Origin of the sequence: Alcanivorax sp., from assembly GCF_002726155.1 — a bacterium.
GTDB lineage: Bacteria > Pseudomonadota > Gammaproteobacteria > Pseudomonadales > Alcanivoracaceae > Alcanivorax.
Map to the genome: position 1 here is coordinate 18,517 of NZ_PBSH01000019.1, position 12,964 is coordinate 31,480.

Sequence of the window (12,964 nt, forward strand, 5' to 3'; positions counted from 1 at the left end):
TTGCTACGTACTCAGCCCCCGTCCGCAGACACATCCAGTATCGCGGGCCGCTGGTAACGGTAATGGAGTGTTTTCAGTGCGGGCTCTCCCGCCTCGTCAAAACCACTGGCGCCAGGCAGGCGGGATTGCAACTGCGCCCCTGGCAAGTTATCAGCCACACATTGCTCCAACCAGGCGTAATCCAGCCAGGGCGCATTAAGGCAGATCAGCAGGTCGGCTTCCGGCGCCAATAACTTATGCAGTTTACGCAGTACTTTCGGGTAGTCCTTCTCTGCCATAAAGCTGCCTTTTTGGGCACTGGGTGGATCCACCACGATAATGTCGTAGCGCCCCAGGTTGTGCAGCTTTTTCCAGCTTCTGAAAATGTTATGGGGCAAGTAATGGACCTGGGCATCCTGATAGCCATTCAAGGCGTGGTTCTGCTTCCCCAGGGTCAAGGCGGCATCGGACAGATCAATGTTCACCACAGAGCGAGCCCCACCCGTCAACGCCGCCACGGAAAAACTGCAAGTGAAGCTAAACAGGTTGAGCACCTTGCAGCCCTCGGCCCGTTCACGCAGCCAGCTACGCCCCTCCGCCATGTCGGCAAAGAAGCCCAGGTTCTGACCGCGCTGGAAATCCAGCTTGTAATCCAGCCCCTGCTCTGTGGCGACCGGCCTGTCCGGTAGCTCACCACATACCACCTGGTTCTCGGCCTTGGCGTCGTAGCGATGCTGGAACACCAATGTCTGACATCCCAAACCTGCCAGCGCCCCGGTAAGGCAGACTTCCAATTCTGCCAGCACCGCTTGCTCCTGGGGGCGAAATAGCGTGGCGACCAACACCGGAGGGAAGCGATCTACGGTGAGCCATTCCAGAGAGGGCACGGTTTTGCCACGACCATGAAAAAGGCGATGTTTTGGCTGGGACGATGGAACCAGATACGGGGCAAGAAGGTCTGATAACGGGGACAAGTGCATAGGGGTCAATACGGGCTACAGGTAGACAGGTGTGCTGCGGCATCATGTTGCCGGCGGTTAAACAGCAATTATAGCTCAAGCCTTGAACCTTCTGCGCCCCGCCCCCAATAAATAATCATCTACCTGATGGAGAAACCTCACGATGATGCGCATCGCGCTTTATCTGCTTACTAACCTGGCGGTTATTGTGGTCGCCAGCATTACCCTTAGCCTGCTTGGCGTCAACAGCTATTTCGCCCAGAGCGGAAGCGGCCTGGACCTGACCAGCCTGCTGATTTTCAGTGCGGTGTTCGGTTTCGCCGGTTCACTGATTTCACTGCTGATATCCAAGCCCATGGCCAAATGGTCCGCCAAGGTGCAGATCATCAAAGAGCCCGGCAACCAGGCGGAACGCTGGTTGCTGGATACGGTGAAAGAGCTGTCAGACAAGGCTGGCATCAAGATGCCTGAAGTGGGCATCTTCCCAGCCCAGCAATCCAATGCCTTCGCCACCGGCTGGAACAAGAATGATGCACTAGTGGCCGTTTCACAGGGTTTGCTGAGCCGTTTTCGCCCGGAAGAAGTCCGCGCGGTGCTGGCCCATGAAATTGGCCACGTGGCCAACGGTGACATGGTCACCCTCAGCCTGATTCAGGGCGTGGTAAACACCTTTGTCATTTTTGCCGCCCGCGTGGTGGGCTATGTGATCGACAGTTTCCTGCGTCGTGACGGTGGCGGCGGCCTGGGCTTCGGTTACTACATCGTGGTGATCGTGGCAGAAATTATCTTCGGCATTGCCGCCAGCACCATCGTCATGAAGTTCTCCCGCTTCCGGGAATACCGGGCCGATGTGGCCGGCGCTCAACTGGCTGACCGACGCGACATGATTTCTGCCCTGCAACGGCTGAAAGCGGAATCCAAGGTCCCCAACCAGATGCCCGACACCCTGGTGGCTTTCGGTATCAACTCTGGCGTAAAGCAAGGCCTGAAAGCCCTGTTTTCTTCGCACCCGCCGCTGGATGACCGCATCGCGGCGCTGCAGGAAAAGCGCCATGGGTGAAGGGTAAAATTGGCAGTTGATAGTGGACAATTGACAGCTGCGCGTGTACCAGCGTGGTTATCCACTAAACGCAAAGAGGCCGCGCCCATGGCCATGGGCGCGGCCTCTTTAATTTTCGGACCAATCAACCTTCAAGCGAGAGCTATCAACCCTCAATTAAAGACGCATTTGTCCCCACGCGGTAAAGGATCTGATCCTCATAGCCGGTCGTCACCGGCCATAACCCGCACAGCTGTTTATCCAGCTTCGCGTCGCCACTGTCGACCAGCAAGGGCCTGCCCTCCAGCGTTTCCAGTTTGGTTCGGGTAGCCAGTATCTGGATATTTTCTTTGCCCAGGCGGCGAATCAGCGCCGGGCTGAATTGCTGGTTGCCACGGCCGAACAGATGCCCCTGTCCGCCAATCACGGTGATCACGGCTTTGGCCGGCGCATCGCCAATGTGCTCCAGTAGCTGCCTGGCCCCCAGATCGGCGGCAACCACTTCGCCATTGCGGACCAGATCCACGCCCAGCAGTGTATTGTCCAGCCCCAGCTGCTCCATCACCACAGCCACTGTGGAGCCAGAGCCCATCAGGTACCAGGTGTCGTCTTCCAGACTGTCTGCCACCCAGGCCGCCACTTCGGTAACCACCAGATCCTCCACTTCCCGGCCGCCGCATTTCACCTGCTGCAGGTAACGGGCTTCTGCTGGTACTTGCAGCTCTCCATAATGACGGGCCTTGACCACGCCCTCGCGGAACGCGGCTTCGTCGATGTCCCTCACCTCGGCACTCTCCAGCGCCACCAGCCCCCCACCGGCCAACTCCGCCAGCAGGCTTCCCGCCGCCTCGGGATTCACCGCATACACGGCAGAATGCATCTTGCAGCCCGCTGGTACGCCCAGCACAGGGGTGCCCAGCCCAATGGCATCCACCAGATCCCGGGCGGTGCCATCGCCACCGGCAAACAGGATCAGTTCAGCCCCGGCCGCTTTCAGTGCGGCAGCGGCGGCACGGGTGTCATTCTGGCTGCTCGGCATAGGCGATTCACCAATCACCGTGCAAGGCACGTTGGCTGCCCGGCAACTGTTCTCGCCCATATCACCGCCCCAGGTCAGAACGGACACATTACTGACGGCGGACAGCGCCTTGAGCGCCCGGCTCATCCGGCCTGGCGCCTGGGGCTCAGCACCACGACGCAGGGCTTCATCACGGGTTTGCACCCCGTCGCTTCCTTTCAGCGCAACGCTGCCACCCAGGCCCGCATAAGGATTGACCAGCACACCGAGACAAAGACCTTGATCGACTTTCATAAAAGGGTCATATCCAGATACAAAAATGGCGTTGCTGTCACTGACAGCGCCTAAGTAAATTTAAAGACCATCTGCATAACGCGGGGATTCAACATGAACCTGAACAATACAGCGTCACCATCACCGTTCCACGGCGCGGCCATCATCGATGAGGACGGCCGGGAAATCCCCATTACCGAAGACATGATCCAGCGCGCCTGTGAGCACCTGGAAGATCAGTGGCAATACCCTACCGCGCAATACCATCGGGCTCAAAAAGTCGGCTGATAATCGCCGCCCAGGCGTCCGCGACAGGCCCGTCATACTGCCAGTGGTGCAGTTCGTGACGGACAGGATACTGTTTACGCAGGCGATCAAAGGCCGCAGCAGGGGCCGCTTCATTCAAGCTGTTACCCAATCGCCGGTAATCATCGTCCAGCCGATATGCTGCTTGCAGTAACGCCAACAGGTCCGCATCACTCGCCACCGACTGCCGCAACACCGGCGCATCCGCCCCAGCAGTCTCTGCCACCGCTTCCCAGCCTGCCCACTCGCACACCGCGTCATAGAGCATGCGAGTCCCTTTGAGCTTGCCTTCCAGGCTGTAACCCGCAATATGCGGCGACCCCATTAGCACCTGCTGATACAACGTCGGCGGCACTGTGGGTTCGGTTTCCCACACATCCAGCACGGTTAAAGGCCCTGTGCCGCCGGCAAGCTGCTTAGACAATGCCGCATTGTCGATAACCGGCCCACGGCAGGTATTGATCAGCATCTGTTCCGGCCCCAACCGGGAAAGTCGGTCGGCATTCAGTAAATGCCAGGTGGCATCATCCCCTGTGCGGGTCAGCGGCACATGCAAGGTGATGATATCGGCATCCAGCACCTGATCCAGCGGGGCCAGGTTCACCGGCCCGGCGTAACCGGCCCTCTCCAGCAGGGGGTCACAGCCCTGCACCGTCATGCCCAGCGCACCCAGCCAGTCCGCTACGCGGCGCCCCACGTTCCCCAGGCCAACCACCGCCACCCGGGTTTCCCGTGGGCATCGCCCCTGGGCCGCGCACAGCAATAGCACGGATTGCAGCACATATTCCGCCACCGCACGGGCATTACAGCCCGGCGCATGGGCAAACGGAATGCCCGCCTGGGCCAGGTACGTCAGATCCACGTGGTCCGTACCAATGGTGGCGGAACCTACAAAGCGTACTCGCGAACCGGCCAGCAAGGTGGCGTCCACTCGGGTGACAGAGCGCACCAACAGAATCTCCGCCTCGCCCAGCTGTTCCCGGGTCAGAGTGCGGCCGTCCACTCGCTCAACGGTGGCAAAAGCCTCGAAAGGTTCCAAACCGGGCATGTTGGCATCGGCGATAATGTGCATCGGTATCCTTGGGTTAAGCATCAGTATTGCCGCCAGCTATTCCAGCTCCCGGCAAAGCAATCGGGCCGTATTGGTAACGGCTGAAGTATAGGGATGATCAAACAGGTTGAAGTGATTCAGCCAGTGATACAGGTCATACACCGGCCACCGCGCCCGCTGCTCCGGTGTCGGCAAATGCCCCTGGTAGCCATGGTAGAACACCTCGGGCGGTCGGCCGAACAGGTTCAGCATGGCCAGATCCACCTGCGGGTCGCCATAATAACAGGCCGGATCGAAGAACACCGGCTCTGCGCCGTCAATCTGGCCCAGATTCCCCATCCACAGATCCCCGTGCAACAACGCACTGGCAGGCCTGCGCGGCAACCAGTTCGACAGATGGTCGATAACCCGATGCACAACCCGGCAGGCCGATGCCGGCAACCCCTTCTGCCTTGCCCATTGCAACTGTGGCTGCAGCCGCTGACGGGCAAAAAAACGGGGCCATTCGGTTTCATCACTGTTGTACTGCGCCATGCCACCAATAAAGTTGTCCGCCACACCGCCATACACCGTGTTTTTGGCCCCGCTGTGAAGCCTGGCCAAGGCTTGCCCTGCAGTCCGCCACCCAGCCTGCCCCAAAGGCTCCAGCGCCAGGGCTTCCAGAAACAGCACCCCGCCCGCCCCATCGGCGTACCGGCCCTCTACCCGCGGCACCCGTAGCCACGGCTCCAAGGCCCGCAACCCGGCTTCTTCCGCTTCCAGCAATGCGGCATTGGAGTGCATTTTCACAAAACAACGCCCCCCCGAATGCGTCAGCAAACCGCTATTGGCGGTGTCCCCACCCGCACCGGACCGATACTGCATCTGCTGGTTCCAGCCCCTTGCGGACAGTGCCCGTCGCAGCACTAGTGGCAAATTCGCATCATTACTATCCATAAACTTGACTATAGAGGCCTCCGCCGGTGGTGCTAAGGGCCAATCATGACCGATGGTTACCCTTGATTTAAGCCGTTCTTCTGATTACAACTAACGCTATAAAGCACGCCGGGATTCCGGCCCATAACAACAAAAGAAGCGATCGCCACCCCATGAAAGCATTTTTGCCCTTCTGCGGCGCCGTGTTAGTGAGCCTGTGTTCCATTGCCGGTGCGGCTGACGACGATGGCCTGTCCGAGCAGATTCGCCAACTCAAGAGCGAAGCCCTCAACCTGAACCGGGACCTCACCCTGCTGGAGCAGGAATTACTCTACGCCAGCCCCCAGACCAGCATCTTTGTCTCTGTAGACGTGGGCACCCCAATCCGCCTGGTGGACATCAACCTGACCATCGACGGTGACCATGTTGGCTACCACTTCTATTCCGACCAGGAATTCGAAGCCCTCACCAAGGGCGGCATTCAGCGTTTGTATACCGGTAACCTGACCAGCGGCCGCCATGTCATGGAAGCCACCATCACCGGCTATGACCCCCTCGGCAAGGATTACCAGAAAACCACCATCTACAACTTCACCAAGGGCCCCGGCCGCAAAATGGTGGAGATGCAGGTGGTCGATGACCTGAATAGCCAGCAGCACAAATTCGAATTCCGTGAATGGAATCAGCAATGACACGACCCCGGATGAAACGGTGGCTGTTATATTCGCTGCTTGCGGTCAATCTATCGCCTGCCCACGCGGCAAAAGTCGAGTTTTTTGATGACCTAGACACCGGCCCGCAGATTCTCGGCGCAGAAGAACACCGCTACCTGGCGTTCGGTGAAGTCATGTATGACTACTATCGCGAAGCCAACTTCGATGCCATCAACCTGCTGCTGGTGAACCAACAGCAACAGCTATTCAACGAAGATACCGACTACGCCGAACTGGTCCTCGGGGACCTCTACGTCACCTACGGCCTGCCCGACAAAGCCGAAACCATCTTCAACCGGCTGCTGGCCAAGGACATTCTCAGCCGCACCCGCGCCCAGACCTGGCTGCACAAGGCCGCCTTGCATTACCGCGAAGGCAACTACACCGACGCGGCCATGATTCTCGATGGCGAAAACATGAAAGGGCTGGAGTCCGTTGACGAAGCTCGCCGCCGCCTGATGCTGGCCAATATCTTCATGGCCGAGGGCGACTTTACCGGTGCCCTGGACTACCTCCATTCCGTACCCCTGAATACCGATGAAGGCCGTTACGCCAGCTACAACATGGGCGTGGCGCTGATTCGGGCCGGCCATCAGGATCAGGGCCTTGAGCTGCTTAAATCCTTGCTGTCCGCAGGGGGCAGCAGCGATCAGGCGCTGGCTCTGCGTGACCGGGCGGCCTTGGCGTCAGGCCTGACAGAACTGAAAGACGGCAACCTGGAAAGTGCCCGCGCTGATCTGCGCCAGGTACGCAGCGACGGTCCTTTCTCCGAAGATGCCCTGCTCGCTCTGGGCCTGGCGAACTACCGTGCCGGCGACGTGAAACGCGCCCTGCCCCTGTGGCTGGAAGCCGTACGCCGCAACAGCAGCCACCCGTCCGTACAGGAAGCGCTGATGCTCGCCCCACGCGCCTACGAAGAACTCGGCGGCTTACCCCAGGCCCTGTCGGGCTATCAATATGCGGCCACGCAATACCGTGAGGGCCTCAAGGACATTCAGCGCGCCATCGACAACATCGCCAAACCCGGCTGGTCCGAAGCGCTGCTCCCTGAAGACGAAAACGCCGCCGGCCTGCTGCCCGCCAACACCGATGACATGGCCAGAGGTGGCGAACTCTCGTATTTGTACAAGCTGTTCTCCAGTAACCACTTTGCCCAACGCTTTGAGCACTACCGGCAGATCCAGCAGATCAAGAGCATGGTGGAGCATTGGCAGGAATCACTGCCCGCCTTGCAGCAAAGCTACCAGCAACAGCGTGAGATGTTGAGCCGAAACCTGCCCCATGTTCGCGGGCAGGTCACCGGCTTGATGAGCCGCCAGGAGGCGCTCAGCCAGGCCAGCGACAAACTGGCCAACCGCATCCCCAACTATGTGGACCTGGAGAAGCCTGCCGATGTGGCCAATGCTGAACAGGCCATCATGTGGAAGAAAGTCGACGCCCTCGCCCATCAATTCGGCCGTATCCCCGGTTCCGACCACAACAACGCCATTCGCTTGCGCCGGGTTCGCGGCCTGTTACTTTGGGATATTGCCCACCAGTCGGTGGAACAACGCGAACAACAAGTGCAAGCTGCTACCCAATTACGCGAAGAAAGCCAGATACTGGCACAACGTATTGCGGCGATAAGCCAACAGATCCGGGACGCCACCCTGCGTACCCGTGACGACGTAGGCCAACGCCTCGCCGCACAAGACCAGAAAATAAAACAAATAAAGCATCTGACAGAAGACACCTTGCTGGCCCTGGAGCAAAACATGCAGGCCGACGCCCTCGCCCTGCTCCACGCCAACCAGCAAAAGCTGGCTGACCAGTTGGCCGAGGCACATCTGGCCATTGCCCGCCTGCAGGATTCGTCTGTCTCCGGTGAGAAAAATCAGAGGAAAGGATCGTGAAACGATTTCGCCTGCACAGTCTGGCTGCAGCGATGGTGGCCTTGGGGGGCTGCGCATCCGCACCGCCAAGTGGCACCCTGGAGCAACAGGCCCGTTTCGGGGGAACCACCCTAGCGGACCTGGAAAGCACAGACATTGTCATTGAAGAGCAGCAACTGGAAAGCGCGTCCACTCAGGATGCCCTGAACAGCTACCGTCAGGCGGCTGAACTGTTCGACGATCCGCAACGCCGGGCCAAAACCCTGCGACGCATGGCCGACCTGGCACTGGCCTCTGCCACCGAGCAGGACATGCAGATTGCCCAGCAGGAAGACGAAAAGCTGGAGCAAAAAGTCGACCAGCTCGTTTACGACAACACCATGTCCCAGGTGCAGACCACCGACGACACCGAGCGGAAGCTGGCCCTGCTGGACCTGGCAGGCACCATGTCCCCCACGCTCGCCGACGAGGATGTGGACTACAGCACGGCGATCCAGCTCTATCAGGAGCTGCTAAACAGCACCAGCGATGCCAACGAACGTGCCGAAGCCTATTATCTGCTCTCCAAGGCCTACGCCATGGATGGGGATCTGGACAAGGCCCGCAGCAGCCTGGATTCCCTGGTAGAGCAATACCCCAACAGCGAATGGGCACTGGAATCCCAGTTCCGTCGCGGCGAAATGCTGTTCTCCGAAGGCGACTACGAATACGCAGAAAAAGCCTACGCTGACGTCATCGAACGGGGCGAGCGCAACGAATTCTATAACCAGGCGCTGTACAAGCACGGCTGGAGTTACTACAAACTGGGCGAATACGAACGCGCCCAGGACAGCTTCTTTACCCTGCTGGACAACCTGAACGGCCAGGCCGTGCTGGCCGATAACACCAGCATGGAAAGTAAACTGTTCAGCGATACCCAGCGGGTCGTCAGCCTCAGCTTCAGTAACCTGAACGGTGCCAAGTCCGTAAAAGCCTGGTTTGCCCGCAACGGCAACCGGGATTACGAACCGGACATTTACCGCAACCTCGGTGACGTCTACCTGAACCAGGAACGCTTCCGCGATGCGGCTGAAACCTACGATATGTTCGTGCAGGTGTACCCGGATTCTCGCTTGGCGCCGGAGTTTTCCACCCTGCAGATCGAGTCTTACCAGAAAGGCGGCTTCCCGACCCTGGTACTGCCGGCCAAAGAAAAATTCATCGACCACTATGGGGTGAACAGCGAGTACTGGAATCGCCACCCGGATATCCGCCAGCAGTACGTGGATCTGCTAAAGGGGCACATTCTTGATCTGGCCGAATACCACCATGTACTCGCCCAGAAATCCGGCAAGCCAGCGGACTACCAGGCGCCAGCACGCTGGTACAAGGAATACCTGGACACGCCCCCCGTCAGCGCCAATCAGGGTGACGTGAACCACCGCTACGCCGATGTGCTGTTCGCCGCCAACGATTACCCGGCTGCGATTGCGCAGTTCGAACGCACCGCCTATGGCTACCCCGAACACACCACCGGTGGCGACGCAGCCTTCTCAGGTCTGGTTGCCTACCAGAAAATTCTCGATGGCGAGCTGGAGCCAGAACAGGCAACCCAGTGGCGTCAACAGAAAATCGCCAGCGCCCAGAAGTTTGGACAAAACTTCCCGCAACACCCCCAGGCTACCAACGTGCTACACGATACCGCCGAAGATCAGCTGGCACTGGGCGACGTGGAAGGGGCAGTAAAAACCGCCGGCATCCTGGTCACCCGCGAACCAGCCCCCGAACCGGCAATGCTCCGCTACGGCTGGGCCACCATTGCTAACGGTGAATTCGATCTGGGCCGCTTCAAGGTCGCCGAGATGGCCTACAACAAACTTTTGCTGCTGGAAGTGCAGCCTGAGCAACGTGCCGAGTACCGAGAAAAACTGGCACTCAGCATCTACCGTCAGGGCGAACAGCAGCGTGATCAGGGCAGCCTGGATGTGGCAGCCGCCACCTTCCTGCGCGTTGGCCAGGCGGTGCCGGAAGCGGCCGTGCGCAAGAATGCGGAGTTTGACGCGGCCACCCTGTTCATCCAGCAGCAGCGCAGTGCCGATGCCATTCCGGTCCTGGAAGCCTTCCGTCAGCGTTACCCGAACGATCCGTTGACCGATACCATCCCGGACAAACTGGCGGTGGCCTACGAGCAGCAAGGCAATTATACCGCCGCGGCGGGTGAGCTGACCCTGATCGCCGCCAACCATAAAGGCGAGAACGATGAGCTGGCCCGTCAGGCCATGTGGCGCGCTGCAGAAATGCAGGACCGCGCCGAGAAGCCGCAGGCGTCCATTGCGCTCTACGAACAGTATCTGCAGGAATGGCCGCAGCCTTATGACTTCCGCTCTGAAGCCCAGTTCAGGCTGGTAGAACTGAACCGCAAAACCGCCAACAGCGAGCGGGAAACCTACTGGTTGAAGCAGCTTGTCACCAGCTATCGTGACGCCGGCAACAATGCCGACGACCGCGTCGCCTGGCTGGCCGCCTACGCCAGCTTCACCCTGGCCGAACCGAACTTCCAGGAGTTCAATCGCATCAAGCTTGAGCAGCCGCTGAAAACCTCGCTGGCCGCCAAGACCACGGTGATGAAAACAGCACTGGCCGATTACCAGGCTGTTGCCCAGATTGGCGTCGCTGAATACGCCACCGCAGCCAACTACAAAATTGGTGAGATGTATCGCGTGCTGGCCAAGGACCTGATCAAGTCGGAACGCCCCAACGGCATGGATGAACTGGAGCTTGAAGAGTACACCATGCTGCTTGAAGACAAGGCCCTCCCCTATGAGGACCAGGCCATCGATATTCTTATCGCCAATGCCAACCTGGTCACCGATGACATCTATGACCAGTGGGTAAAAAAGAGCTTTACCGCGTTAGCAGAGCTGATTCCCGGCCGTTATGCGAAGTTTGAACAGGTTGAGAGCTATGTCGACATTATTTATTAACGCCACACGCTGCACGCAGCACGTAACACGCGGCGCGGCCCTCTTGCTGGCACTGCTCTTCGCGGGCTGTGCCATTAACCAGGGGGGCGGACTGGACGGCACTGCCGAAGGCAACACCAGCAAATATGAACAGCAAAAAAGTGGCGCCGCTGCCGCCGACAGTGATGCCGTGCATATTCCACCCGTGCCCCACGACCCGAAAGTCGAAAAAATCGCGCAACAGGCCATGGGCGAGTACGCCCGTGCTCTGCAAACTCGCATGGCAGGCAACAACGAACAGGCACTGGTCATGTTCCAGTCCCTGGCCGAACGTTATCCGCAACTGTCCGGCCCGCAGCTCAACATCGGCTTGATACAGATGGAACTGGAGGATTACGACAAGGCCCGTGCGGCCTTCGAGCAGTCCCTGGCCATCAATGATGCCAACCCCTATGCCCACAATGGGCTGGGCCTGGCCCTGCGCGAGCAAGGCGAATTCGATAACGCCCGTATTCATTATGAACGCGCCCTGGTGCTTGATCCCAAGTATGCTCGCGCCCATTTCAACCTGGCCGTACTCGGCGAGCTGTACCTGCAAGACATGAACCTGGCGCTCAATCATTTCCGTGCCTACCAGAATCTTCAGAAACTGCCGGACGAAAACGTGGCCAACTGGATTGTCGATCTGGAGCGTCGTGCACCGGAACAGCCCAGCCAACCAGTGGCCGAAAACGGCTCGACCCTTAACCCCGGGGAGATAAACTGATGCGAAGCCTGTTGACCCTTGCTGCACTGCTGTTGGCCGCTGCTAGCCATGCCGCCGATGACTCGAGCGAACCATCGACCAACGTGATCGGGACCCAGGAAGCCCCCACGGTGCTGAACGTGGTGCCCTGGAAAGACCGTGAAGTAAAGCTGGAAAAGAAGGATCCCACCTCGTCATTGCTCAATCGGGTGCTGGAGCCACTGGACCAGGAAGTGCTGATGCGTGAAATCGAGTATCACCAGCTACTGACCCAGGAACCGGACAATGACGGCCTGTTTCTGGAATAAACCAACACCGTAAATAGCATTAGCGTGCGTGCACGCTTTTTTTCTGATAAAAACGAACACTTTGGGGAAAGGCGCCAGCACGTTCACACCAGCCGAAACGTCGCGGCGCCCAACAATAACGCTAAACAGAAACATCGCAGGAGAAGTTCATGCCCACCACCGCCGCTGCCGCCCAAAACCTGGGTGTCATTGAGACCTCTATCAAATTTATTCAGGATGGCGGGTTCTTCATGTACCCCATTTTGATTGTGTTGGCACTGGGCCTGGCCCTGTCTCTGGAACGCATCATCTACCTCCAGGCCACCAAAGCAAAAAACCAGAAAACCTGGAAAGACGTTTACCCACTGATTGCCAAGGGCCAGTTCCGTCAGGCTCTGGACGTGGTCAGCAACAGCAACACCGGTATGGCCAAGGTAATCGGTTACGGCCTGGAGCGTGCCAAGTCTGCCAAGCGTCACGATGATATCGAACTGGCCATGGAAGAAGGCCTGATGGAAATCATTCCGCGCCTGGAAACCCGCACGCCTTACATCGCCACCTTTGCGAACATCGCAACCCTGCTCGGTCTGCTCGGTACTATTCTCGGCCTGATCAGCGCCTTTACCGCCGTAGCCAGTGCAGACCCGGCCCAGAAAGCTGACCTGCTATCTGCCTCGATCTCTGTGGCCATGAACACCACTGCATTCGGTCTGATCGCTGCGATCCCGATGCTGTTGGCTTTTGCCTTTATCAATTCCATGACCGGCAAACTGGTCGACAGCATGGAAATGGCCTCGGTGAAATTCGTTAACGTATTCCGCCAGGTTTCTGCCCAGCAAGAGCGCAAGAACGACGGTCAATAAGCC

The 12,964-nt window shown here is 58.7% G+C and carries 12 protein-coding genes; 8 read left to right on the top strand and 4 right to left on the bottom strand.

What is annotated here, in order from left to right; translation table 11 throughout:
- Window positions 1–11: 11 nt before the first annotated feature.
- Window positions 12–959: a class I SAM-dependent methyltransferase gene (locus CL546_RS05715; RefSeq protein ID WP_290493699.1), complete on the bottom strand. Its 948-nt coding sequence runs from the start codon at window positions 957–959 to the stop codon at window positions 12–14.
- A gap of 142 nt (window positions 960–1,101) precedes the next feature.
- Between CL546_RS05715 and htpX the strand changes: the two genes are divergently transcribed.
- On the top strand, window positions 1,102–1,998 hold the full coding sequence (htpX, locus tag CL546_RS05720; protein ID WP_063520908.1) for a protease HtpX: 897 nt from the start codon (window positions 1,102–1,104) through the stop codon (window positions 1,996–1,998).
- Between the two features lie 145 nt (window positions 1,999–2,143).
- Here the strand turns inward: htpX and CL546_RS05725 are convergent, their stop codons facing one another.
- Entirely contained in the window at window positions 2,144–3,289 is a 1,146-nt protein-coding gene (locus tag CL546_RS05725; protein WP_290493581.1) for an ATP-NAD kinase family protein, read from the bottom strand.
- A gap of 93 nt (window positions 3,290–3,382) precedes the next feature.
- Between CL546_RS05725 and CL546_RS05730 the strand changes: the two genes are divergently transcribed.
- On the top strand, window positions 3,383–3,556 hold the full coding sequence (locus CL546_RS05730) for a PA1571 family protein (RefSeq protein ID WP_290493582.1): 174 nt from the start codon (window positions 3,383–3,385) through the stop codon (window positions 3,554–3,556).
- On the opposite strand, the gene CL546_RS05735 is transcribed toward CL546_RS05730, so the two are convergent.
- Complete coding sequence (locus CL546_RS05735; RefSeq protein ID WP_290493583.1) at window positions 3,519–4,646, bottom strand: 4-phosphoerythronate dehydrogenase; 1,128 nt, start codon at window positions 4,644–4,646, stop codon at window positions 3,519–3,521. The two genes, CL546_RS05730 and CL546_RS05735, sit on opposite strands and share 38 nt — an antisense overlap.
- Window positions 4,647–4,682: 36 nt before the next feature.
- Entirely contained in the window at window positions 4,683–5,489 is an 807-nt protein-coding gene (locus CL546_RS05740) for a fructosamine kinase family protein (protein ID WP_290493584.1), read from the bottom strand.
- A gap of 224 nt (window positions 5,490–5,713) precedes the next feature.
- Between CL546_RS05740 and CL546_RS05745 the strand changes: the two genes are divergently transcribed.
- The 6 genes from CL546_RS05745 (at window position 5,714) to CL546_RS05770 (ending at window position 12,961) form a co-directional block, all read left to right on the top strand.
- Entirely contained in the window at window positions 5,714–6,232 is a 519-nt protein-coding gene (locus CL546_RS05745; protein WP_290493585.1) for a hypothetical protein, read from the top strand.
- Window positions 6,229–8,145, top strand: coding sequence for a tetratricopeptide repeat protein (locus tag CL546_RS05750; protein ID WP_290493586.1), 1,917 nt, complete (start codon window positions 6,229–6,231; stop codon window positions 8,143–8,145). Before CL546_RS05745 ends, CL546_RS05750 begins: the two co-directional genes overlap by 4 nt.
- Window positions 8,142–11,087, top strand: coding sequence for a tetratricopeptide repeat protein (locus CL546_RS05755; RefSeq protein WP_290493587.1), 2,946 nt, complete (start codon window positions 8,142–8,144; stop codon window positions 11,085–11,087). The genes CL546_RS05750 and CL546_RS05755 overlap by 4 nt, the downstream gene beginning before the upstream one ends.
- Window positions 11,068–11,832 carry a tetratricopeptide repeat protein gene (locus CL546_RS05760; RefSeq protein WP_290493588.1) on the top strand — a complete coding sequence of 255 codons (765 nt, stop codon included), beginning with the start codon at window positions 11,068–11,070 and terminating at the stop codon, window positions 11,830–11,832. The genes CL546_RS05755 and CL546_RS05760 overlap by 20 nt, the downstream gene beginning before the upstream one ends.
- The gene (locus CL546_RS05765) at window positions 11,832–12,119 is read left to right on the top strand and encodes a hypothetical protein (RefSeq protein WP_290493589.1); all 288 of its coding nucleotides are present in this window, start codon (window positions 11,832–11,834) and stop codon (window positions 12,117–12,119) included. Before CL546_RS05760 ends, CL546_RS05765 begins: the two co-directional genes overlap by 1 nt.
- Window positions 12,120–12,268: 149 nt before the next feature.
- Window positions 12,269–12,961: a MotA/TolQ/ExbB proton channel family protein gene (locus tag CL546_RS05770; RefSeq protein WP_007151030.1), complete on the top strand. Its 693-nt coding sequence runs from the start codon at window positions 12,269–12,271 to the stop codon at window positions 12,959–12,961.
- Window positions 12,962–12,964 lie beyond the last annotated feature (3 nt).

Excerpts from the sequence above, each read along its gene's own strand:
- CL546_RS05715 (WP_290493699.1), bottom strand. The coding sequence starts at position 959 with ATGCACTTGTCCCCGTTATCAGACCTTCTTGCCCCGTATCTGGTTCCA.
- htpX (WP_063520908.1), top strand. The coding sequence starts at position 1,102 with ATGATGCGCATCGCGCTTTATCTGCTTACTAACCTGGCGGTTATTGTG.
- CL546_RS05725 (WP_290493581.1), bottom strand. The coding sequence starts at position 3,289 with ATGAAAGTCGATCAAGGTCTTTGTCTCGGTGTGCTGGTCAATCCTTAT.
- CL546_RS05730 (WP_290493582.1), top strand. The coding sequence starts at position 3,383 with ATGAACCTGAACAATACAGCGTCACCATCACCGTTCCACGGCGCGGCC.
- CL546_RS05735 (WP_290493583.1), bottom strand. The coding sequence starts at position 4,646 with ATGCACATTATCGCCGATGCCAACATGCCCGGTTTGGAACCTTTCGAG.
- CL546_RS05740 (WP_290493584.1), bottom strand. The coding sequence starts at position 5,489 with ATGCAGTATCGGTCCGGTGCGGGTGGGGACACCGCCAATAGCGGTTTG.
- CL546_RS05745 (WP_290493585.1), top strand. The coding sequence starts at position 5,714 with ATGAAAGCATTTTTGCCCTTCTGCGGCGCCGTGTTAGTGAGCCTGTGT.
- CL546_RS05750 (WP_290493586.1), top strand. The coding sequence starts at position 6,229 with ATGACACGACCCCGGATGAAACGGTGGCTGTTATATTCGCTGCTTGCG.
- CL546_RS05760 (WP_290493588.1), top strand. The coding sequence starts at position 11,068 with ATGTCGACATTATTTATTAACGCCACACGCTGCACGCAGCACGTAACA.
- CL546_RS05765 (WP_290493589.1), top strand. The coding sequence starts at position 11,832 with ATGCGAAGCCTGTTGACCCTTGCTGCACTGCTGTTGGCCGCTGCTAGC.
- CL546_RS05770 (WP_007151030.1), top strand. The coding sequence starts at position 12,269 with ATGCCCACCACCGCCGCTGCCGCCCAAAACCTGGGTGTCATTGAGACC.